Raw genomic sequence first — 24508 nt, 5'->3', positions numbered from 1 at the left:
GACTGCGGCTATTTTACTGATTATATTCTTAACCTTTATCTTCATTCTTCTACCTCCTCTTTTAGTCATAACGAAGTGCATCGATAGGATTGAGCTTTGCTGCTTTCTTCGCCGGCATATATCCGAAGAATACACCGATTCCGGCGGATATGCCGAAGGCTGTAAGCACTGCCGTTATTGTAGGGACAACGGTTATTGATTCCTGCAATATCTGCACAATCAGCTCCGTTGCCACTCCGGAGAATATATATCCGAATATAATTCCGATTATACCGCCGATGGCACTGGTCATTGCCGCCTCTATAACGAACTGCGTCAATATGGTCTTTTCCTTTGCTCCCAACGCCTTTCGTATACCGATTTCCTTCGTTCTTTCCGTTACCGATACAAGCATTATGTTCATGATACCGATACCGCCGACAAGGAGCGATATGGCTGCAATTCCCGTAAGAATTGTTATCATTATGTTCTGCATATCGGTGAGCATATCAAGCATTTCGGAAAGTGAAATAATCATATATGCGTCATCATCTTTAAAATATTTATAAAGCTCCTTATCAAGGAGATCCTTTGCCTCACTTGCATGGTCGGTATCTCGGAAAGACACCGTATACGAGCTTATAATGCCGTTTCCGGAAAGTCTTGAAACTGTTGAATACGGAAGATAAATACTGTCGTCCGTTGAAGATTCTTCGCTGTCGGCTTTTTCCTCAAGCACTCCGACTATTGTATATGTATTTCCGTTTATCTTTAACGTATCGCCAAGCGCCTGACCGCCATAGTATGCCTTGTTTACATACGAACCGACTATACATACATGAGCGCGGTTTTTCATGTCCATATACTGAAAGCCTCTGCCCTGACTGATATTGTAATCATATATGCTGAAATACTGCTCATTTATGCCCTTTATTGATGTTGTGTCAAGTGTTTCCGTACCTACCTTTGCAACACCGTTTACCGTAACATCGGGTGAAACATATTCAAAGGTATCTATGTTGTCATCAACAAGCTGCTGCATATCGTCATAGGGCATTGTCTTTGAACCTCGTCCCATTATGCTTACGGTAAGAGTATTGGTTCCCATACTTTCAAAGGATTCGGTCATATAATTTTGCATACCGTTTCCAAGACCGGTTATAAGTATAACGGCGGCAACACCGATAATTATACCGAGCATTGTAAGTATAGATCTTGTTTTATTGGATTTTATGTTTTTTATCGCCATTGAGAAGGCTTCCGCTATATTCATTCCGCTTATTCCTCCTCTCCGCCATCGCCCGCGTGCAGACCGAATTCGGAATGTACAAAGGCATCGGGATTGTCCGAAGGTCCGTCATATACAACGTGTCCGTCCTCAAGTCTTATTATCCGCTGTGCAGTTGCGGCGATTGAATTATCATGTGTGATAAGAACTATTGTGTTTCCTTTTTTATGAAGGCTCTGGAGTATCTTAAGCACCTCTCGTCCTGTTTTGGAGTCCAAAGCACCGGTTGGCTCATCGGCAAGTATAACCGAAGGCGTTCCTGCAAGTGCCCTTGCTATCGAAACTCTCTGCTGCTGACCGCCGGAAAGCTGGTTGGGAAGGTGATTTGCTTTTTCTGCAAGACCGACTCCTTCAAGGGACTTCATGGCAAGCTCTTTTCTTTTTGCCTTCGGAACTCCGGCATACATAAGCGGAACCTCCACATTTTCTTCAAGATTAAGCTTAGGCAGAAGATTATACTGCTGGAATATAAAGCCCAGCATTTTGTTTCGTATTTCCGCAAGCTGATCGGTATTCATTTTTCCGACATTGTTTCCGCCGAGAAAATACTCGCCTTCACTGGGAACGTCCAGACAGCCGATTATGTTCATACAGGTGGATTTACCGGAACCGGACTGTCCGACAATGGCGATAAACTCGCCTTTATATATTTTAAAGCTGATATGGTCTGCGGCTCGTATTGTTTCATCACCCATGTGATAAATCTTCGATACGTCCTTAAACTCAATCAGCGGTTCAATGTTATTCATAGGCTGATTCCTCCTTTATTGAGGTCCGCCGCCGGGTGCTCCGCCACCGGCATCTCCACCGCCTCCGCCGTAAGAGCCGCCGCCACTGGGTGCTACACCGCCGCCCATCATCATTGCAAACGGATCAACCGAGCTGCCTGTTTCGATATATGCTACGGAATCGCCTTCATTTATACCACTCTTTATTTCAACAAAATCATCACTGCTTACGCCTGTTTCAACCTCAACATATTCATAGCCCGAAGGAATGCTTGTATCGTCGAATTTATTTCCGGTCTGAACAAGAACTCTGTTGCCTCTTGAAATAGCTGCGGCAGGAACACCAAGAACGTCCTTAACCTCATTTACTACAATATAAGTATCTACGTTCATTCCCGGAAGAAGATTGCCATAATCTGTTATCTGAACCTCAACTGGATATGTTGTAACTCCGTTTGTAGTTGTTCCGGCAAGGTTTACGGAGGTAACCTTACCTTCAAAGGTCTGTCCGCTTACCGCATCGGCTGTAATCTGAACCTTCTGTCCGACAGATACCTTGCTTATATCAAGCTCATCAACATTCATTGTTATCTTAAGGTAAGAAAGGTCATAAATTGTGCAGAGCTTTGTGTTTGAATCTATTGTGTCTCCTGCCTTCTGGTCTTTGCTGATTATTGTGCCGTCGATGGGAGATTTGATTGTGAAATCGTCAAGATTGTCATACTGGCTTTCAAGAGAAAGCTGTGCATCCTTAACACTGTCAGCCGCCGCACTTACGGAATTTCTTACGCTTGAGCTTTCGAGTGCGATAATTGTTGAGCCGTTGGAAACCCTTGTTCCTTCGTCTGCAACTATTCTTGAAACATCGCCGCTTACCTCTGCATATACGGCTCTGTTTTCTTTATATGTAAATGTTCCGCTTGATGTTGAAGCACTTGAGCCAACCTCAGCTGTTGCAATCTGGCTGTCGGAAATGGCTCCGGGATTTGTTACGTTTATTTTAACCTTTTTAACTATTGTGTTGCCTGTGCCTACGTTTGTTGCTCCGCTTATTTCGGCTACATTACCGTTAAGTGTTTCGAATGAGCCGTAAAGAGTTACAACAGCCGACTCGCCTACATAGAAGTTTTCTGCCTCATCGGCCGGGAAATCAAGCTCAAGCGACATTGTTGAGTCATCTCTTACAGTTGCAACCTGCTGTCCTGCGTTAACCTTATCGCCTAACTCGACAAGCACATCAACAACAGTACCGTTTACCTTGCTCTTTACATTAAGGTCGGACAGATTTTCCGATGCTGTCGAGTAATTTCTCTGTGCGGAAGAAGCGTTGAGCTGTGCTTTTTCGATTGAACGCTGTGCATCTGATGAATCCATCTGGTAGAGCACCTGATTCTTCTTTACAACGTCGCCTTCTTCAAATGTATCTGAAAGAATTTCTCCCGAAAGAAGAGTTGATACAGTGTACTGGTCAGCCGGCTGTAATGTGCCGCTTCCCGAAAGCGACTCGGTTATATCCATGTTCTCCGCCGTAGCAAAGGTATACTGAGATGAACTGTCGTTTTTCTTTTTGCCGCCTCTTGCAAGTGCGGAAACAACGATGATTATAACAACAATAACGGCTATAATCGCAATTATTTTCTTTTTTGGCTTTCCCTTAAGCTTGGGAATCTTTGACGTGCTTTCGCCGTCAATATTATTTTTTTCCTCCATGATTCCATTCCTTTCATATTTAATATTAATTCATATTTTTCATAAACTCGCCGATAACATCGTTTCCCGATGACGCCTTAACAAGAAGAGCAACAAGAGTTTTTTTCTCTTTTTCAGTCAGTCTGTAAAAGATTTTGTTAAATGCCTCTGACGCCCTTTCTACAAGAATGACTCTCTGTTTTTCACCTTCATCTGTAAGAGCGATTTTAACGCATCTTGAATCCTCATCGGAACGTGTTCTTTCGATAAAGCCGAGTTCTTCAAGCTTATCGATGGTTCTTGACATAGCCGGAGTATCGGTTACGCATATTTTTGCAATATCCTTTTGTGTAAGCACGTTTTTATCATAAACGCCGACAGACAGCAGAACCTTTGCCTGATTGACCGAAAGATTGCACTCAATGGCGGCCGTTTTCAGCTCATCGGCAAAATGTGATGACAGCTCACATAAAAGTACGCCGTTAATTTCCATATATAGACCTCCTTATATATTTATTGTTTATAACAATCTATTTTAAGCTTTTTTAATGATATTCCTATTTTTAAGCATTGTCAATTACAACAAAATTATAATCTAATTAACTTTTTTAATTTTCTTATCGTTTTAGTTCCAATATACATCAAAAAATATAGTTCGTGTACGGAATATCTATCAAAAAAGCTGATAAAATCAATGTTTTCGTCAATTTAATATTTAATTAAAACAGCTTAAAAAATTATTAAAAATTTCTAATAATTCTATTATTAATATGAATTATTTATTCTGTTACACATGTAACAATCATATATTTATCTTTGTGGTTTATTATTTTACCGATTCGTTCGGATTGATAAATAAAAGCCATTCTATATATAAACATTTACAGCTCCCCGCCAAAATTTTTTCAAATATAAATAAAATCATATTGACTCTATAATCGTTATAGACTTTACACTTATTTCTGTTAAAATAAACATAAGGAGCATATTTTTATGGAAAGAAATCTAACAGAAGGCAGTGTACTCAAAACGGTTATCTATTTTTCACTTCCGTATCTGCTTTCATATTTTTTACAGACATTATACGGCATGGCAGATTTATTCATAATCGGACAGTTCAACGGCGTTGACAGCACAACGGCTGTTTCGGTCGGCAGTCAGGTAATGCACATGCTTACCGTAATAATAATCGGGCTTGCCATGGGGACAACGGTGATGACCGGCCGTGCCGTCGGCGAAGGCAACCGCAGGAAAATATCCTGTGCAATAGGCAACACTATAACGCTTTTTGCTATACTTGCGGCTGTTGTTACGGTCGTTCTTCTTCTTTCTGTCAACGGAATAATCTCACTTATTTCCACACCGACGGAGGCGGTTCCGCAGGCAAAGGATTACCTCATCATCTGCTTTATAGGCATTCCGTTCATAACCACCTACAACATAATCAGCTCTGTTTTCAGAGGCATCGGCGATACCAAAAGCCCTATGTACTTTGTTGCGGTTGCCTGTGTTTTCAACATAATTCTCGATTATGTTTTCATCGGCTTTTTCAAGCTCGGTGCGGCAGGAGCGGCTTTGGGCACGACTCTTTCGCAGACGGTCAGCGTAATTATTTCTCTTGCGGCAATACACAAAAAGCAAATGCTGCCGAAAATAACAAAATCGGACTTAAAGCCGGACAGAGCCACAATGGGAAGTCTGCTTAAAATCGGCATACCGGTTGCCGTCCAGGACGGATTTATACAGGTATCGTTCATAGTCATAACAATATTTGCAAACCGAAGAGGCTTAAACGATGCGGCGGCAGTAGGAATAGTCGAAAAGCTTATCGGAATATTTTTCCTTATTCCGTCCTCCATGCTTTCCACCGTTTCTGCCCTTTCCGCACAGAACATCGGTGCAGGAAAGCCGGAGCGTGCTGTTCTTACATTAAAGTATGCGGCAATAATCGCCGTTGCCTTCGGAGTGACGACATCGATAGCTATGCAGTTTTTTGCCGAAAATGCAGTTTCACTCTTTGCAAGCGATTCTACTGTAATACAGCTTGGCGGAAAATATATGCACAGCTATGTATGGGACTGCGTATTTGCCGGAATAAATTTCAGTTTCTGCGGATATTTCTGCGCATGCGGCCTGTCCAACATTCCGTTTATGAACAACTGCATTTCGATTCTTGCCGTAAGAATACCCGTTGCATACATGGCATCAAAATTTTTCACGGCATCACTTTTTCCCATGGGACTGGCATCGCCGTTAGGCTCTCTGCTTTCGGTATTTATTTCGGTAACGGCATATATGTGGCTCAAACGACACCCGGAGAAGGTTATGCTGAATATATAAAACAGGAGAAAACATGGATAAAAAGGATCTTTTTCAAATCGGCGATGTGGCAAAAATGTTCCACCTTAGCGTCGGTTCATTAAGGCATTATGAAAAAATAGGCTTATTAAAGCCGGAATATACGGACAAAGAAACAGGCTACCGATACTACGGAATGCAGCAGTTTGAGGTTTTGACAATGATACGCTTTCTGCGTGTACTTGACATGCCTTTGGACGAAATACGGCTGTTTCTTTCTGACCGAAAAATTCAGACAACACAGGAAATGCTGAAAAAACAGAAAAAGATTATATTGCAGAAACAGACCGAGCTTAAGCTGATAGAACAGCGTATAAACCGCAGTCTTGCGATGATAGACGATGCCCTTTCCTCTGAGGTAAACATAATAACGGTCAAACACATTCCGCAGAAGAAGGTGGCATGGCTGAGAACCAGTGTATCACCGAAGGCATATTTCGATTTAGAGCCGTCCATACGTGCGTTGGAAAAGGACAGCAATGATGCCGTTGTATATCTCGGCAAGGTCGGCATAGGCATAGCAAAGGATAAGCTGACAAAAGGCATATTTGATGAATACGACATGGTCTTTATCACTCTTGAGCAGGAGGACAGCTACTACGGCGAAACCGACATATGGGAGGAAACCGATTGCGTATGTATACGGTTTCACGGAAGCCATAGAGACGCACCGGAGTATTACAAAAAGCTCATTGAGTGCATCAATGAGCATGGTATGTGCATAAGCGGTTTTTCAAGAGAGATAACAATGATAGACAACTGCATAACGGACGAAACGGATAAGTTCGTAACGGAAGTACAGATACCGGTAACATATGGGGCTTTGCCACAAACCCTACAAAACTTTAATTAACTACATTCATAGAATGTAGTTTTAGGAAATAATTAAAATTGACTACAAAAGTTAGATTTTGTATTTTCAAAATTGCGTTAAGATCGAGCAGCATTCCTGCGAATGTATATGGTTATATTTGGGAGTATCCTAAAGTTTGTGTAAACCTCCAAACTGATGTAAGATAAAATTACTCAGTTTGGAGGTTATTTTTATGGCAAGAAGAAAAGACAGCCCACAAAAAGCAGCAATGAGAGAAATGATGCGTGACTATCTGAAAAATAATGATATCAGTATCAAAGATGGCACCGATGTAAATAGTATCATGCGTGACATGATGTCTGTCATTTTGGAAGGTGCTTTGGATGAAGAACTGGATGAAGAATTAGGATATTCCAAGTATGACTATCGAAACAAAGAAACAGATAATAGTAGAAATGGACATTCCAGCAAAACCATGCACACCAGTTATGGAGATATGGATGTGGCAATCCCAAGGGATCGTAATGGTGATTATGAACCACAGTTGATTAAAAAATATCAGAATACCGTAACTCAGGACATGGAAGAAAAAATACTTTCCATTTGCCATATCTGTACCGCCCTTTACACTTCTTAATCATCATAGTGATTAAATTCATTAAATAACCTCATATTCTATATCTTTTTTACTCATAACATCATAAACCTATCATCTCAAATTCTTGTTTGATATAAGAATAGCACATTTTTTCCCCATTTTAAGTCGCATAGTAGGCGACATTCTTTCATTGCATTTATAAATATTATAGCATCTATAATTCTTCCGACAATATAAAAAATACCGGTAGGTTTATCCTATCGGTATTTTTATTAAAGTTTCGGTTCACAATTTTTAAAGGTTTATTGGAGGTGTAGTTCTAACCTCTTAAATATTATAGAACGACTTCATTCCTCTATATTCCGCACTTTCTCCCAGCTCGTCCTCTATTCTGAGCAGTCTGTTATATTTTGTAACTCTGTCGCTTCTTGCCGGAGCACCGGTTTTAATCTGTCCGGCATTTACCGCAACGGCAATATCGGCTATTGTCGTGTCCTCTGTTTCGCCTGAGCGGTGGCTTACTATTGCGGTCATGTTATGTCTGTTGGCAAGCTCGATTGCATTGAAGGTTTCCGTTAATGTTCCGATCTGGTTTATTTTGATGAGTATTGCATTTCCTGCATTAAGCTCAATACCCTTCTGAAGGCGTTTTGTGTTTGTAACAAAAAGGTCATCGCCAACAAGCTGAACCTTGTTGCCAAGCTCTTTGGTGAGCAGCTGCCAGCCTGTCCAGTCCTCTTCCGCAAGTCCGTCCTCGATTGAAATGATAGGATATTTATCGCAAAGCTTTTTCCAGAGCTCCACCATTTCATCACTTGTTCTGATTACTTCTCTGCCGGTCATTTTGCTTTCGCCGGGAAAATGATACTTTCCGTCATTTTCATCAAAAAGCTCACTTGTTGCCGGATCCATTGCGATTTTTATATCACTGCCCCAGCCATAGCTGGCGTTTTCGACAGCCTCTTTAATAAGGTCGATAACCGAATCCGCTGTCGGAAGGTCGGGAGCAAAGCCGCCCTCATCACCTACCGCAGTTGAAAGTCCTTTTGACTTAAGCACATTTTTAAGGCTGTGGTATATCTCCGCACACATTCTTAAGCCTTCCTTAAATGACGGTGCTCCTACCGGCATAATCATAAATTCCTGGAAATCTACCGTATTGTCTGCATGCTTTCCACCGTTCATAATGTTCATCATAGGCACAGGAAGAACCTTTGTGTTAAAACCGCCGAGATATCTGTAAAGTGGCTGACCGAGGCTTGCGGCTGCGGCCTTTGCGGCGGCAACGGAAACACCGAGTATTGCGTTTGCTCCGAGTCTGCCCTTGTTCTCTGTTCCGTCAAGCTTAATCATTGTGTTGTCAATGCCTGTCTGATCAAGAACGTCCATGCCAATTACTACCTTTGCGATTTCTTCGTTTACGTTATTAACAGCTTTTTCAACGCCTGCACCGCCGAAACGTGTTCCGCCGTCACGAAGCTCCACTGCCTCAAACTGTCCCGTTGATGCACCGCTGGGAACGAGTGCAACGCCCTTTATGCCGTTCGCAGTTGTTATTTCCACCTCAACTGTCGGATTTCCTCTTGAATCAAGTACTTCTCTTGCATAAACCTCTGTAATTTTTGTATTCATAAGACATCTTCCTTTCTATTTATTATATACATTATTCTAAGGGCTCTGCCCTTAAACCTGCCACCCTTTAAAAAGGTTGGATCCAAACTTTGTCAACCTATTTCTGCGAAATAGGTTTAGAATAGTATTAAAGCATAAATTTCAATATTTTCCCTAACTACATTCGTTAGAATGTAGTTAATCAAAGTTTAAAAGTTTGAATCAAAACTTTTTTAAAGTTTTGTGGGATTTGGGGCAACGCCCCATGGTTTTGACTTTATTATTTTCCAACTGCCTTGATTAATCTAAATACCTCTTCGGCGGTATGTGCCATGTTTTTCTTTGAGTTTTCCTTATCCACTGCCTCTTCAAGCGTCATTGCTCTTGGGATAATCGGGAAAAATGCGTCCATTCCCTGTGCATTGCATTCGTCTGCGTCCTCGGTTATACATCCGGCAAAGCCGATAACGACAGCACCATGCTTTTTTCCGAGCCTTGCAACACCCATCGGGCCTTTTCCCATTGCTGTCTGGAAATCTATTCTGCCTTCGCCCGTTATAACGTAGTCCGCACCTTCGATATAGCTTTCAAGCTCCGTTTCTTCAAGCACAATGTCTATGCCGGACTTTAACTCTGAGTTAAGATAAACCGAGAAAGCGTATCCGAGTCCGCCGGCAGCTCCTGCTCCGGGAAAATCAATATTGTCAATACCGTATTTTTTATATGTAACCTCTGCGAAGTTTTTACAGCCTTCGTCAAGATAGCTTATTATAGCCTCTGTTGCACCCTTCTGCGGTCCGTAAACATTACTGCATCCGTTGTCGCCGCAAAGCGGATTGTTTACGTCGCAGGCAATTTTGAAATTACATTCCTTCAATTCAGCTATAACCGCAGAATCATCAATCTCTTTTATCTTAACGAGATTTTCGCCGTTGCCTTCAAGCTCGTTTCCGTTTTCGTCAAGAAATCTCCAGCCGAGTGCCGTAAGCATTCCTATTCCACAGTCGTTTGTGGCACTTCCGCCGATACCGATTATAAAGCTTCTCATTCCATTTTTTACTGCGTTCTTTATTGTTTCGCCTACGCCGTAGGTGCTTGCCTTAAGCGGATTTTTCTCCTTATCAGGCACAAGCACAATGCCTGCCGCCGACGCCATTTCTATTACGGCTGTCTTTCTTTCGGGAAGAACGGCATATACGCTTTCTGTCGGCTTTCCCATCGGGCCTTTTACGGTAACCCTTTTCAGCTCACCGTTCATTCCTTCCGCAAGTGCCTCAACCGTTCCTTCGCCTCCGTCCGCAAGGGGACGGACGATAACGTCCGCTTTGTCCCCATATACTCTTTCAATGCCGTTTTTGATTGCCGTTCCTGCCTCAATCGAGGATAAGCTTCCTTTTAATGAGTCTATTGCTATAACTACCTTCATCGCTGTGACCTCCGTAAATGTTTATTTTACAGTTATAATTTTCATAAGGTTTGTCGAACCCGCACGTTCTTCGGAATTTTTGTTCACAATTCCGGCAATAACAACCGCCGTATCGTCTGTGCGGAGAATATCCTTGCCCTTGAGCATATCCACTGCCGAATCAATGAGTGACTCCGTTGTCATTTCCTTCTTTTCGTACATGGGTATTATTCCCCAGTACATCTGCATCTGTCTTACTATTTCTTTATTGGGCGATGTTCCGATAACAAGTGCCTCAGGCTTCCATTTGGAAAGCATCATTGTTGTAAATCCGCTGAAGCTCGGTGCGATAATCGCCTTTGCGTTGAGTGTGCTTGCCGCAAGAACAGCCGCATTGCACACAACATTTGCAACATTTCTTTTGTTGTCCTTTGAAATTTTTCTCTGTCTGAAGGAGTTGTAATCGAGATAATGCTCTGTTTCCTCAACAATTTTTACCATTACCTTAAGTGCCTCAACGGGATATTTTCCCATTGCGGTTTCGCCGGAAAGCATTACAACGTCCGTTCCGTCATATACCGCATTGGCAACGTCCGTAACCTCTGCTCTTGTCGGTCTGGGATTTCTTATCATAGAGTCAAGCATCTGTGTTGCTGTTATAACGGGCTTGCACGCCTCCGAGCATTTGTCAATCATCATCTTCTGAATATGCGGTACTCTTTCGGGAGGAATTTCAACGCCCATATCTCCTCTGGCAATCATAATTCCGTCTGCCGCCTCTATGATTGAGTCGATATTTTCGATTCCTTCTTCGTTTTCGATTTTTGCGATAACCTTTATTGTAGAATTATGCTCTGCAATCATTTTTTTGATTTCCGTAACGGCATCCGCTGTTCTTACGAACGATGCGGCTATAAAGTCAAAGCCGTTTTCTATGCCGAAAAGTATGTCCTCTCTGTCCTTATCGGTAAGACAGGGAAGATTTGTTTTTACTCCGGGAATATTAACTCCCTTTCTTTCGCCAAGCTCACCGCCGTTTATTACCTTACATTCGATTTCCGTTCCGTCTATTTTTTCCACCTTAAGCTCGATAAGTCCATCGTCAATGAGCACCGTTGAGCCAACGGTTAAATCGTCGGTGAGCTCGCTGTAATTTACATGTCCGATTTCACTATTGCCGGTAACAAGTCTTGTTGTCAACGTATATTTCTGACCTTCCTCAAGATAAACCTTTTTGCCGCCTTCGAGTGTTCCTGTTCTTATTTCCGGGCCCTTTGTGTCGAGAAGAGCCGCAACGGGAAGGTCAAGCTCTTCTCTTACGCTCTTGAGTATTTCAAGCTTTCCGAGGTGTTCCTCATGCGAACCGTGCGAAAAATTAAATCTTGCAATGTCCATTCCGTTTAAAACAAGCTGTTTCATTGTTTCTCTGTTTTCTGTGTTCGGTCCCATTGTGCAGATGATTTTTGTCTTTTTCATATTTACCATTCCCTTCGTTTATATTATTTGCTTTATTATTTGTTTTTCTGTTCTTTTCTATGTACATAATATAGCATAGATATATATATGCCGCTATGTTATACAAACCATAGTTTTAAAACAATTTAAAGAAAACATTGGTATTGATAACAATAACATTACAATTATTTTGCTTGTATCAAATGAGCTAAAATGACATAATTATTAAAATACACTAAGCAAAATTATTAATGTATAAAGAAACGATTGTATTAGGGAAAATAATTATGAAAAACAAATTTAAAAGCCTTCTGCCCATTATTATAGTAACAATAATTACCGCCTTTGTTTCGATAGGTGCTTACTATAATCTTTTGCATAAGGAATATAATAAGTGCAATTAAATTCTGATTGATTTATCGGAATCAATGAGTCAAGAGATACGAATACGTTTTGAGGATAATATAAATCTTCTGAACATCCTGGCAAAAAGAATACAGCGTGAAGGCATCATAAATTCAAAAGACAAATATTATAAATTTAATACATGATGCAGGTGCTACATCGGTTTTTTCGAGAATTTATGTTTTATATCCAGACAATACGGTTCTTTTTCCGGACGGTTCTTTATACATTCTTGATGACGAAATCACATTTGATGACATCTCAACGGGCTTAAGGAAACAAACGACAAGCTTGGACATGAGGCCGGCGATGAGCTTATAAGACGGACTGCCGAACAGTTCACGAAGGAATTTCCTAAGCATTCCTATCGTACCGGCGGTGATGAGTTTGTTGTGCTTCATGCGAATATAGACAAGCATGAGTTTTACCGCAAGGTGGAAACACTGGTAGAAAATCTGAAAATGAATGATATAAGTATTTCATACGGCATACTCTGGAAGGAGCAATGCGATAATCTGGAGCTGATGCTTAATGAAGCGGACAAGCTGATGTATGAAAACAAAAAGGAGTTCTACTCCAACAGCAAGTATGACAGGCGAAAAAACAGAAGAGAATAAAGAAAAATTTTATTTTATACCTATCGGTATTTTTACAAAATCATTTTGCGGCTTTACAAGTCGCAATTTTTTTATTTGTGAGGGAGGAAACTCTTAGAATTGCGAATACTGACCGCACAAGTATGCACCCCGAAGAAAACGGGGTGGTCGCAGACCGTTTTGCATAGCAAAATGCTTTGACCATGATGCGGCGGTCGAAGACCACTTTGCGAAGCAAAGTTCTGAATAGGCGGTTTTGCGTAGCAAAATGCTTTGACCAGTGAACCGCAAAGTATGCACCCCGAAGAAAACGGGGCGGTCGAAGACCGTTTTGCGTAGCAAAATGCTTTGACCTACTGACCGCACAAGACGGTGCGGTTGCCAAAGGCAACTTTCGTTTACGAAAGTCATGACCATGATGCGGCGGTCGCAGACCGCTTTGCGAAGCAAAGTTCTGAATATGGTGCGTTTGCGTTAGCAACTTTCGTTTACGAAAGTCATGACCAACGACTTCCTCCCTCACGCTCTCTCTTTTCCTGACACGCTTAAGTTACAAAAAACCGCTGACCTTCGCAGGAATGCTGCTCGGTCTGTCAGCGGTTTTGTAAATGTCGGCTATTTAAATTGGTACAAAATTTTAAATTAAATTTGTTATCCCCAAAAATCATTTGATAAAATGATTTTATAAAATTTAGATGAATCCTTTTTAAAGGATTCTGGGGTTTGGGGCAAAGCCCCATATGTTTTTATTATTATTTCATAATTGTATTGACATATAATACAGCACTGCGTCCTTGAACTCTCTCGGATTAAAGCCCGTTTTGCGATATATCTGTTCAAGACGGTACTGCAATGTATTCTTATGGATATGCAGCTCGTCCGCCGTCTGCTTAAGCGACATTGAATTATCATAATACACCGCAAGCAGTTTAATATCCTCATCGGTCAGACCCTTCAGCATACGCTCCGAAAACTTCTTTTTTGTCTTTGCGTCAATGCTTTCGGTTATTATATTTATTGTCATATCGTCAAAGGCGGTAATACGCTCATTATTTTTAACCGCATTACCGAGTGCAAGCTGAGCGTAGCGATATGACTCGCTTAGACCGTCAACCTTTTCCTTCGTTCCTATTCCGCAGTTCAGCTTATCCTCACTCAGCTTTTCAATGGTTCTTATAACAATTTTTTCATATATATTCGGCACAACAACGGCTATTTTATCCGGGAATATATAACCGCAGATGAGCTTTTTTCGGTTTTCGGAAACAAGCTCCAAATGCTTCTGTACCTGTGCCGCCCTATCCGTCTTTATCAGCATAACCGCATATTCACCGGTCAGGTCAAAGCCAAGCTCATGTGCGAGCGGCTCTATATCGTCGGCATAGTTATATATCAATGCAAAAACAAGGCGTTCTGTCCTACGGCGTTCGTCAAGGCTATTAACCTTCTGGAAATTTTCACGAATGAAAACCTCGCTTATCTTTGTTATCAGAAAGCCATAGCGTTCCACCTCGGTCGGCTCACCGGTTATGCCGATAACGCCCATTACATTGCCGTCGTATATAATCGGATAATTAATGCCCTTCTTTGTACCGCGGTATTCATCATCGGTTGAAACAACACCCATAACGCCGCTTTCTGCCGTTTTATAGCCGGATTCGTGGAAATCGCCTATTCTTTCGGCATTGGTGCTTGCGGTAATAATACCCTTTCTGTCTATGAAGTTGATGTCAAAGCTGACAACCGACTTGACCGAGTCAACTATCTGCTGTGCCAGCTCGCTGTTTATATCAAAAAATCTGTTCATAATATCACCAAAAAGACCTTGGGACTCCGTCCCAAACCCAGCAAGCCTTTAAACCATTCAGAACTTTGCTTCGCAAAGCGGTCTTCGACCGCCGCATCTATCTTTGCGATTCATTGCTTGACCTAAACTTTATTGAAAATCATTTTATCAAATGATTTTTGGGATATATAATAACTTATATCCCAAACTATTTCGCAGAAATAGTTTATCAAAAGTTTTACTTGATTTTTTTTCAAAAAATCATGGGGTTTGGGGCAAAGCCCCATAATATTAATCTTATTTAAATACGTTATAAATTTCGTCCTTCTCCTGCGGCACAAGCTCTTTTCTTTCGCCACCGGCAATCACATATCTTCCGCCATCGGTTATCTTTCCGATTATTGCGGCATTTACACCGCTTTCCTTAAGCTGTGCAACAAGCTTTTCTCCGTCAAAAGCCGTTATAATCATTGTTCCGCTGGAAATAAGTCTGTATAAATTCACACCTGCGGCATTGCATATCTTTCTCGTACATTCAAGAACGGGAATTTTATCAGCATACAGCTCCAGACCTGTTCCGGAGCACTCTGCAACCTCCCATACAGCACCGAAAATGCCGCCTTCGGTTGCATCGTGCATTGCAGTTGCACCAAAGTCTGCCGCTATCCTGCCTTCCTTAACTACGCTTATCATCTCCGCAAGCTTTTTAGCCTCGGCTATTTCGGCTTTATCCATTGTTTCGGCAAGCCTGTCCTCATAATCATTGGCAATTATGGACGTACCTTCGATAGCCGCCCATTTGGTCATTATAATGTCCTGTCCTGCCTTTGCTCCGGATGACGAAATAAAGTTTCTGCCCTTTGTTTTTGCCACAACCGTTCCGCTGACAACCGGCTTATTAACAGCTGCAGTTATCTCCGTATGTCCGCCGAGCACTTCAATACCAAGCTCTCCGGCAGCTTTATAAACTCCATTTATTATATCGCTTAAGTCCTCCTCGGTGCTGTGCTCCGGAAGAAGTGCCGTAAGCAGAATACCGATTGGCTCTGCACCGGCTGATGCGGCATCATTGCAGTTGATATGCACAACAAGATACCCGGCGTTTGAACCCGATGCCGTAATGGGATCGGTGGAAAGAACGCATATTTCACCTTCGGTATCAACTGCCGAGCAATCCTCGCCTGTTGACGGACGTATAACAACGTCCTTTCTTTTGTGCTTATTGTTATTGATTGGATCAAGTACTATTCTGTTAAGTATATCAACGGGTACCTTGCCCGTTTCCAGCTCTTTTGACATTTTTCTGTTCTCCGTATATTTTATTCCGCACCTATTGTCGGTAAATCATCATCTCCGCCGATCGGCTCGGTTGTTTCCGGTGGTGTTGTCGGCTCTGTCGGTGTTGAAGGCTGTGTCGGAACCTCGGTAGGTGTGCTCGGTGTCGAAGGTTCTGGATTTGAAGGCGTTGAAGGCTGTGTTGTTTCGCCGCCGCCGATAACAGGTGTTTCCTCTGTGTTTTCCGGCTCTCTTACCTTTGTTCCTACCGTAACCTCATCAGCCGTTGCAGAATATGTCGAAGACGAGAACCATTCACGGCTTACAAGCTTTCCGTCCTCATACACAAGCTTATAGGTATCGACCTTTGCACCTGTTTTTCCTGTATATGTAACAACTCTTTCATCTGTATACATATTCGGGTCTTCCGTTATTTTTTCAGCCGGTTTATTAACCGTTGCAACCCATACCTTTTCAAAGTCTACCTTATGTCCGGCGTCATGTATTTCCTTGCCGTATATATTGCAGACTACCTTATAATTATCTATATATGCCTCAATTCTTACGGGATAATCCGTATCATTCTGGAATCTTAAGTTTTTATATGTTCCGGCAACAGCCGCATCTCTTCCGAGCGGAACATAACCGACCATAAGCGAATGGTTATATCTTTCTACAATCTTAAGCTCGGCAAAAATAGCCGCATTATAAACTGTTGTTGTTACCTGGCAAACGCCTCCGGCAATGGCAGAAACGATTTTGCCGTTTTCGATAACTCCGGCATTTTTATAACCGTTTGCGGCTGTCTGCGGCCCAAGAAGGCTATTCATATCGAATATATCGCCCGGCTGAAGAACAGTGCCGTTTATCTTTTCGCAGGCAACACGAAGATTTTCGTTTCTGTTGGCATCGCTTGCAGTGAATGATGTAGAATATGAGCCGATAAGTGTTTCCTCATAATCCTCATCAACATCGGCCGAAACAGGCACAATGCCCTCGAAAACTCCGGCTTTAATGCTGTTTTCGATTGTATCGGCGGTCTTTTCAACGTCCATGCTGAATTTTTCCGCATCTGTCAGCTTATCGGTTTCCTGTTTGATTGCGTTAAGCATGGAAACAAGCTTTTCCCTGTCGCAGATATACGAAACGGCAATATCCGCAGGCTCTTCGGCAAGTGCCTCAACCTCGGCAACTCTCTCGTCCTCCGTGCCTGTTCTGCCAATTTCCGCAGCGGCCTTAACCGCTGTGTCTATGTCCGGCTTAACGTCTATTGTTTCTGAAATTATCTCTCTTGTCTGGTCTTTAAAATCAACGGCTATCTTTTCCGGCACAACAAGCTCTGCCTCAAGCCTTTCTCTTGCCGCTTTTTCGGTAAGGCCGCCCACATCAATGCCGCCTATTGATACGCCATCGTATATTATTTCGTCGTCCTCGGCATTTTCTTCCTCCTGTGTCGATTCTTCGCCGGATTTATTTTTTCCACAGGCTGCCGCCGGCAAAACAAAGCTTACAGCCAGCATAAAAGCTGCTGCTTTTTTTAATTTTGTAGAAAATTTCTTCATATCTTATGCCTCTTCAAATATATATTTTAATTGATTTTTATTGTTCCCAATCATCATTTATATTATCACAAACCGCAATGTCATACAAGGAAAAACAAGCTGAAATATCGTTCGAAAAATACGATATTTTATAACTTTTATCAAAAGAATTATGGGGCTTTGCCCCAAACCCTACAAGCCTTTAAACCGTTCAGAACTTTGCTTCGCAAAGCGGTCTTCGACCGCCGCATCTATCTTTGCGATTCATTGCTTGACCTAAACTTTGATTAACTATATTCTACGAATGTAGTTTTGAAAATAATTCTTGTTCAAATATGTATCTTGTGAACTAAATAATATAATCTTTAAAATCATTTCAAGAAATGATTTTTATAAAGTTTAGATGAATCCTTTTCAAAGGATTCTGGGGTTTGGGGCAAAGCCCCATAGGTTTTGATTTTGAAAAAGCGTGCCGTTTAGACACGCTTTTATCTATTTCTTTCTGTTTCGTTTAAGCTCCGCAAGCCTATCCGCCGAGGACTTTTCCTCTGCCGGCTTATCGTTTTTCTTCGCCTTTTCCTTGGTTTTTGTTTTTGGCTTATCCTCCGCCGGCTCGGCCTTCCTCTGCTCTGCCATCTCAAAGACTGCCTTTCCTTCCTTCTTCTTCGGCTTAAGCTTGGCAATCACAGCCGCCGCCCTGTCGGTTATCTCCGGGAACCTTCTTAATACAATGTCAATCAAAAGTGCTATTATCGCCGCAACAATAAGCCCAACCGTAATATCTCTTTGTCCCATTGTCTGCGGAAGTGCCGATGAATAGACCTCATCGGGCGATGTTATGACCGATATTCCCTCATATGACGCAAGCTCATCTATAACGCCGTTATCGGTAAAGCTGCGTGTGTCATATTCCTTCGGATAGCTCAATATAAAGCCTGTGTTATATACATTATCGTCACCTTCGGAAACCTTTTCCGTAAGTGTGATTATATATGCACCTTCCTTGTCTGTCGGTATCGTTCCCTTGTATTCACCGGGAGAAACCGCCGTCATGCCTATGCTGTATTCCTTGCCTTCAGTATCAAGCACCAGTGCCGAAAGTTCGACTGTTTTTGTGCTGACCGGTATCTTTGCCGTTATCTGCGAAACGCCGTCAGCCGCTTCTGCCGAAACATCGACATCATAAAGCACATCACTGCGCATTGTATAGCTGACAAGATTTCGTATTATCTGTGTTCCCTCGTCTGCACCGAGCCAGTCGTTTGTCCACTGTCCGCTTAAGTCGCTTGTCCATGCGGCCGTTCTTCCCAGACCATACTGCCATACCGCAAGCACCGGCTCTTCGGTATCGCTCTGGAGTATTACATCTGCTCTGCTCTTTGCCGTTGTGGAAACATATCCGTGAAGCATAGGAACGGAATCAACTCCGTCCGTTATCGTTGACTGCTCAACCGCTGTCGGATAAAAATCCTCATTGTTCAGATAATCCTTACTTGCAACCGTTGTTTCATATACAAATATTTCCGGAAGACTTGAAAACTGGCTTGCAAAATAATAACGTCCCTTTCCTTCGTCTGCGATATACTGAAGAAGCTTTGTATCTGCTCCATTGCCGACCGCTATTGTGGAAATGGTTATTCCGTCATTTCTCGCCATGGAAAGCAGTCCGCCGTAGCCCTCCTGTTCAGCCTGTCCGTCCGTAAGGAGTATTATATGCTTAACCTTTGCGTCTGTATCGGCAAGCTTTGAGCATGCAGCTCTCAATGCCGGAAGTATGCTTGTGCCTCCTCCTGCCTGTATTGTGCCGATTTTGTCGCCTATTGTTTCAAGATTGCCGCCAACCTTGGTCAGGTCAACAACCCATTGTGCCTGTGTATCAAAGGAGATTACGCCTACCCTGTCATTATCGTCAAGCTGTTCAATGCCTCTGTATGCCGCTTCCTTGGCTATATCCATACAGGATATTCCCTGACTTGTGTCATCCATTGAACCCGAACGGTCTATAACCATAACCATTGCAAGGTCGGGATCTTCGGACTGTGTTTTTATCTCCGACTCGACCGGAAGAATGTCCTCAAGCACCGTTCCCTTATAATCGCCCATTCCGTAGGCATCTTCGCCGCCGATTGTTATAAGACCGCCGCCGGCATATTTAACATAGCTTTCAAGTGAGTTTACAAAGTCCTCATTCAAATCATTATATGCTGTGTCCGCAATAACCACTGTGTCATAGCCTATGAGCGAATCATAGTCGTTTGGCGTATTTGACGGACTGACCTTTGTTACATCAAGCTGTGCCGATTCAAGAATATTTTTCATATTCTCCGCAGACTCATTATCACCGACAACAAGCACCGCCGGAAGGTTCTGTGCATAGCAGTAGCCGTAAACCGAGTTATTCTGATAGAATGTATCTTTTTCGGGAGTTATCTCCGCATGGTATGTTATGCCGCCGCCCGTAAGTGCCCTATCAGTAAACACATATCGGTTTTCGCCGTTTTTAAGGCTTATCGTTTCGTTTACGACAAGCGTACTGCCTCTGTAAAGTCTGAGCACAGCCGACTGTGAGCCGACCGAATCAATTACGACATTAACGTCATAATCCATATTCAGATTTACATACTGCGGAAGCGATATTTCACGCACTCCGGCTTCGTTTTCAACCGCATTGCTTATGTCATACACAAGAAGGCTTATGCTATCGCTCTTAAGCATATTTCTTAATGAAACAACATCACCCTTTGTTTCCTGTCCGTCTGTCATAAGCACTATACGCTTATTTGTATTTTTGTCGTATATTGTCGCCGCCGATTTTATTGCCGACTCAATATCGGTGCTTTCCTTTCCGGCTGTCGGTGTGTCCAGCTTAACGGCATTATATTCGTTGGTTGCCGGAAGAACGGTTATTGGTCTTGACGCAAAGGCAACGACCGCCGTTTTATCTCCGTTTTTCTTATGCTCCTGTGCGGAATCTATAAAGCTTTCGAGCTTGGACGTACTTACCGATGTACTGTCCGATACATCCGCAAGGAATATTGTTGTGTCGTCCTTTGCCTTATCGATTATGCTCATTCCGCTTAATGCCATAATAAGGAAGGACGCCGTTATTATTCTTATTACCGTTGATACCCATGTATACCTGCTGCCCTTGACAATTTCTTTTTTTATTATGAACACTGCCGCCGCAATAATAATGGGTATCAGTATCAGTAAATATGCTTTATCAGCGTTTAATGCCATGATATTTCACCCACCATTCCGCTATAAGTGCCAGTATTGCCAAAACAACAAGTGCATTCAGCAGCGAACCGCCGCCCTTTACCGCTGTTCCCGTGCTTCCGGAGGTATCCTGTCCTTCCAGTGCGGAAAGACGGCTTTCGGTATCGGTTTTTACATTTACTGCCGTTGGATATTCCCTTACCGTTCCGTCCGTACCGTATACGGAAACCGTATAAAATCCGGGCTGTTGTGTATCGCTGTAATCTGCCGAAGGGAAAGGAGGAGCTACCGTTCTTTCCTCTCCTTCAGTATTTGTTACGGTTATTCTTTCCGCAGCCGCAGAGTAAGCCGTATTCAGCTTTTGTCCGCAGTATATGCTCGTTGTGCCGGAGCGTGACGGAAGAAAATAATCCGCAAGGTTATATATCATAACAGGAAAATCCTTCATAAGCGGAAGCTCGCTGTCATGCAGATCAAATGAAAATACGCATATACGCTGTCCGTTGTTCTCTCCTTTTATTATCACAGGCGTTCCGTCTGCCGAAAGCTCGGTGACTGCCCATGAAGGACGGACAATGTTTTTCGTCTGCGAAAGTGCAAAGCTCAATGCACCGTCTGCCGAAAGCTCAGTGTTTCCGGTCGCATAGCCGTTTATGGTTTTTGTTCCGTCGGTTTCTATGAAAGGATTTCCGTCGGGCGGATTGAGAACAAATATACCACCGTCTGTCGGCATTTCATCCGGCAGTGTGCCATCGAAAATATAGAGGTCATAGCCTGTCAGATCCGCTGTTTCCATAACCGTCGGGCTCATTTTATAAAGCTCTGTGCCGTCAACAAGGCCGACTGCATTTTCAAGAAAGGTGTTTCCGTCAGTCACAAGAAGCACCCTTGCGTTTTCGGATTTATTAACCGCCGTATAATAAGTATCATCGGCAGAAAGTATATCCTCCGGCGTAAGTGTAACGGTTATTTCCGCATTATCCGTTGTTTCTGCATCATATACATTTTCGAGAACAATGGTTTTCTGCTCATTGCCCTGTAATATAACGTCATTTACAGCCACAGCCATATCGTTTACATAGACCGTAACCGTTTTTCTTGCGTCCTGTGTGCCATAATTTGCCATGCTGACAAGAACATTCCCGCCGCTGGCAGATGCAAGGGTTATTGCGGCATTTTCGGTGCTCTGGCCTGTATAACGCATATTTGCACTGTCCTTAAGCGTTTTAAAATCGTCCGCATTATCCGTAAAAATATATATTCCGCCTTCTATTTTTGCCGCCTCTGCCGCCGCAAGAGATTCGAGTGCATCGGTATCAATGCCACCATAGGTCTGTTCAATTCCTCTTATGGCTGACTGTGCCGCATTTTTATCGTTTCCAGAATACACCGTATAGGGAACCTCGCAGGCAGAAATAACCGTTATATTGCTCGATGCAGATGCTGAACCGATAAGCTTTTCGGCTCTGTCCTTTGCAAGCTCAAGACGGGATTCACCAAGCTCATCTGCGGACATACTTGCCGAAGAATCCATAACGACAACATAATTATATGATGTTCCGAAAGCGGTTACATAAGGTCTTGCCGCCGCAAGACCGAGCGCCGCCGCCGCAATGAGCTGAAGTATAAGCGGAAGGCTCTTTTTCAGCTTCTGCCATGGCTTTGACTGCACGCTTGTATCCACCGCACGCTCCCAGAGAAACGTGCTCGGAATTTTTACATCTTTCTGCTTCTGCTTAAGCATATGGAGTATAATTACTGCCGGAACGCCCAATAACGCCAGCAGACCTATTATATTGAAAAATCCCATAAAAAACTCCTTATTTTTTACCTATCCTTAAGGACAGAATACAATTTGCGGCTTTACAAGTCGCAAGGTCGTCTTTGCGAGGGGTGCGCACTTAAATTGCGAAGTCCGCCTCACCCCTCGCAGCTCCCCTGTCCCGGACACGCTTAAGTTACTGAAAAACCGAAACTTCGCAGGAATGCTGCTCAGTTTTTACGGTTTTTAAAAATACGAAATCGAAATTTTGTAACTAATCGGAAGGGTTCGGGAAACCGAAGGTGTCCCGAGTGGAATCCGCAGACGGAATTCACTTCCGTCGAGGAGAATTGAGAATTTTAAAAATTTTGGTTTTTAAATTTATTAAAATTCTTAATTCATGCCTCTGTTTAAACAAGTTGAAAACGAAGTTTTCAACTTAATGCTGAGAAGTACTCAGCAATAATTTGTTTCATCCCATACGGAATATTTCCGTTTTCCGTTTCCGCAAGCGCCTTATCCTTATACTGTCCGACAACAGAATCATAGGGTACGCTTTCGCCCTTAGAGCCGTCCGAGCGTGTTTCGGAATAGGATACCTGTCCCTGCTCGGTCTGCTGTGAGTTAAGCTGTTCCTCTTCGCCCGAAAGTCCGGAGGCATTCATTGTATATACCTTCTCCGGCTCTGCATGGCCGAAGCCTCGACCGTTTCCGCCTGTTCCGGTTCCGTTGCCGCCCTGTCCATTGCCTTGACCACTGCCATTGCCCTGACCTTCACCATTGCCGTTGCCTTCACCATTGCCTTGGCCTTCACCTTGTCCTTGACCTTCGCCACTGCCTTGGCCTTCGCCCTGTCCTTCGCCGGTTCCGTTGCCGTTCTGCGAAGCTGAGCTGTTCGGTGTGCTTGTGGCAGTTTTGCCTGTTCCGTCAGATGCCTTTGCCAATGATGACGCAGTTCTGTTTGCGGCTGACGATGCGGCTGACGCTTTTGTCATTGCCGACGATGCCGCAGAAGAAACCGCCTTTGTAAGCTTTTCAATATCGCCTTCCTCTGCCGCCTTTGCCGCCTCCTCAAGAAGCTCTGCAAGCTCTTCGTCGCTGAGATTGTCGGCAAGCTCACCCAACTGCTCCGCAAGCTGTTTAAGCTCCTCGTCCGTCAGCTTGTCCAGCTCTGCCGCAAGCTTTTCCATTGCCTTTGCCAAAGCCTCGCTGTTGCCGGTATCCATTGCCGCAGAAATATCCTGTCCGGCAGAATAGTCCGAAAGTGCGTTTTTAATGCTGTTTTTGTCATCAAGTGATTTTTTCTCTAATTTTTTAAGCTCTCTCTGAGCCTCATTGATAAGCTTTTTGGCTTCCTTGGAATCCTTTGCTCTTTTCAAATCCTTATTGAGATTTTTTATTATCTCGTTATATTCCTTTTTAAAGCCTTCCGAAAGCCTTTCGTCCTTATTAATCGTTTCTTTTATTTTGTCGGTTTCCTCAAGTGCATTTTTTGTGATAGCTGACAGCTTATAAACACCCTTATCCGGTGCAAAGCCGGTAAGGCATGACGCTCCCAACGCGACAACAAGCACTATCGCCAGTCTTTTAGGAAATGTCATTTTGTATTTTTTAACAAGGTCTGTCTGCTTTGCTGTTTTTACCGCATCTTCAACCGCAAGCTTCTCCATGGGCGTTTTTTCGCCGTTTTTCTCCAATATTCCGTAGGCTGTTATCAGTCTTTCATTACAGCCCAGTCTGTCGCCTGTTTCTGCCGCATTATAATCGGTAATTTTATACTTCGTGAACGCAAGTATTATTCCGACGATTACGGCCATCGCAAGCACAGCCGCACATATCAGTACTTTGTCCGGAATATAGGTCAGCTTAGATGCAACAAGCACAACGAACACCGCCGCAATGCCGACTGCCATGGACTGCATAAGCCTTAATATTACATTATGAAGAACCATTCGGTTTTTAAGCGGTTTTAAAATTCTTTTAAGCTCCTTCACGAATC

General features: G+C 43.0%; 17 protein-coding genes and 1 pseudogene. 4 read left to right on the top strand and 14 right to left on the bottom strand.

The genetic code is table 11. The features are described 5' to 3' along the window. Positions 1-61 precede the first annotated feature (61 nt). From KQI66_RS10265 to KQI66_RS10250, 4 genes are read right to left on the bottom strand one after another with little or no spacing between them, the layout of a single operon-like run. Positions 62-1252 carry an ABC transporter permease gene (locus KQI66_RS10265; RefSeq protein WP_216429254.1) on the bottom strand — a complete coding sequence of 397 codons (1191 nt, stop codon included), beginning with the start codon at positions 1250-1252 and terminating at the stop codon, positions 62-64. Positions 1253-1257: 5 nt separating this feature from the next. Then, complete coding sequence (locus KQI66_RS10260) at positions 1258-2016, bottom strand: ABC transporter ATP-binding protein (RefSeq protein ID WP_253287746.1); 759 nt, start codon at positions 2014-2016, stop codon at positions 1258-1260. A gap of 15 nt (positions 2017-2031) precedes the next feature. Beyond that, entirely contained in the window at positions 2032-3705 is a 1674-nt protein-coding gene (locus KQI66_RS10255) for an HlyD family efflux transporter periplasmic adaptor subunit (protein WP_216429252.1), read from the bottom strand. Between the two features lie 25 nt (positions 3706-3730). Further along, positions 3731-4177 carry a MarR family winged helix-turn-helix transcriptional regulator gene (locus tag KQI66_RS10250; RefSeq protein WP_216429250.1) on the bottom strand — a complete coding sequence of 149 codons (447 nt, stop codon included), beginning with the start codon at positions 4175-4177 and terminating at the stop codon, positions 3731-3733. 500 nt (positions 4178-4677) lie between these two features. On the opposite strand from KQI66_RS10250, the gene KQI66_RS10245 reads away from it, so the two are divergent. From KQI66_RS10245 to KQI66_RS10235, 3 genes and pseudogenes are all read left to right on the top strand, one after another. Further along, positions 4678-6024, top strand: coding sequence for an MATE family efflux transporter (locus KQI66_RS10245; RefSeq protein WP_216429248.1), 1347 nt, complete (start codon positions 4678-4680; stop codon positions 6022-6024). Positions 6025-6037: 13 nt separating this feature from the next. Then, positions 6038-6895 carry a MerR family transcriptional regulator gene (locus KQI66_RS10240; RefSeq protein WP_216429246.1) on the top strand — a complete coding sequence of 286 codons (858 nt, stop codon included), beginning with the start codon at positions 6038-6040 and terminating at the stop codon, positions 6893-6895. Positions 6896-7088: 193 nt separating this feature from the next. Continuing rightward, positions 7089-7460 (top strand): annotated as a pseudogene (locus KQI66_RS10235) (transposase); the annotation flags it as partial. Positions 7461-7781: 321 nt separating this feature from the next. On the opposite strand, the gene eno reads toward KQI66_RS10235, so the two are convergent. From eno to KQI66_RS11345, 4 genes are all read right to left on the bottom strand, one after another. After that, entirely contained in the window at positions 7782-9086 is a 1305-nt protein-coding gene (gene eno / locus KQI66_RS10230) for a phosphopyruvate hydratase (RefSeq protein ID WP_216429244.1), read from the bottom strand. A gap of 259 nt (positions 9087-9345) precedes the next feature. Beyond that, a complete protein-coding gene (locus KQI66_RS10225; protein WP_216429242.1) occupies positions 9346-10491 on the bottom strand; it encodes a glycerate kinase family protein in 1146 nt (381 codons plus the stop codon). Between the two features lie 21 nt (positions 10492-10512). Continuing rightward, a complete protein-coding gene (gene pyk, locus KQI66_RS10220; protein WP_216429240.1) occupies positions 10513-11946 on the bottom strand; it encodes a pyruvate kinase in 1434 nt (477 codons plus the stop codon). Positions 11947-12506: 560 nt separating this feature from the next. Next, complete coding sequence (locus KQI66_RS11345) at positions 12507-12731, bottom strand: hypothetical protein (protein ID WP_253287744.1); 225 nt, start codon at positions 12729-12731, stop codon at positions 12507-12509. Here KQI66_RS11345 and KQI66_RS10215 point away from each other — a divergent pair. Further along, positions 12648-12947, top strand: a complete 300-nt coding sequence (locus KQI66_RS10215) for a diguanylate cyclase domain-containing protein (RefSeq protein ID WP_330655118.1) — start codon at positions 12648-12650, stop codon at positions 12945-12947. The genes KQI66_RS11345 and KQI66_RS10215 overlap by 84 nt on opposite strands. 736 nt (positions 12948-13683) lie before the next feature. On the opposite strand, the gene KQI66_RS10210 is transcribed toward KQI66_RS10215, so the two are convergent. From KQI66_RS10210 to KQI66_RS10185, 6 genes are all read right to left on the bottom strand, one after another. Continuing rightward, positions 13684-14733, bottom strand: coding sequence for a CdaR family transcriptional regulator (locus tag KQI66_RS10210; protein ID WP_216429239.1), 1050 nt, complete (start codon positions 14731-14733; stop codon positions 13684-13686). Between the two features lie 276 nt (positions 14734-15009). Continuing rightward, positions 15010-16011 (bottom strand): AIR synthase family protein, encoded by a 1002-nt coding sequence (locus tag KQI66_RS10205; protein WP_216429237.1) that lies wholly within the window; start codon positions 16009-16011, stop codon positions 15010-15012. Positions 16012-16031: 20 nt separating this feature from the next. Continuing rightward, positions 16032-17549, bottom strand: coding sequence for a VanW family protein (locus KQI66_RS10200; protein WP_216429235.1), 1518 nt, complete (start codon positions 17547-17549; stop codon positions 16032-16034). Between the two features lie 471 nt (positions 17550-18020). Beyond that, the gene (locus KQI66_RS10195) at positions 18021-20768 is read right to left on the bottom strand and encodes a VWA domain-containing protein (RefSeq protein WP_216429227.1); all 2748 of its coding nucleotides are present in this window, start codon (positions 20766-20768) and stop codon (positions 18021-18023) included. Beyond that, on the bottom strand, positions 20752-22557 hold the full coding sequence (locus KQI66_RS10190) for a vWA domain-containing protein (RefSeq protein ID WP_216429225.1): 1806 nt from the start codon (positions 22555-22557) through the stop codon (positions 20752-20754). The genes KQI66_RS10195 and KQI66_RS10190 overlap by 17 nt, the downstream gene beginning before the upstream one ends. A gap of 386 nt (positions 22558-22943) precedes the next feature. Next, complete coding sequence (locus KQI66_RS10185; RefSeq protein ID WP_216429223.1) at positions 22944-24503, bottom strand: hypothetical protein; 1560 nt, start codon at positions 24501-24503, stop codon at positions 22944-22946. Positions 24504-24508: the final 5 nt, after the last annotated feature.

The organism is Anaerotignum sp. MSJ-24 (assembly GCF_018918145.1).
In the GTDB taxonomy this organism is placed as follows: Bacteria; Bacillota; Clostridia; order Lachnospirales; family Anaerotignaceae; genus Metalachnospira.
This window is presented reverse-complemented; position numbering and strand designations above follow the sequence as displayed.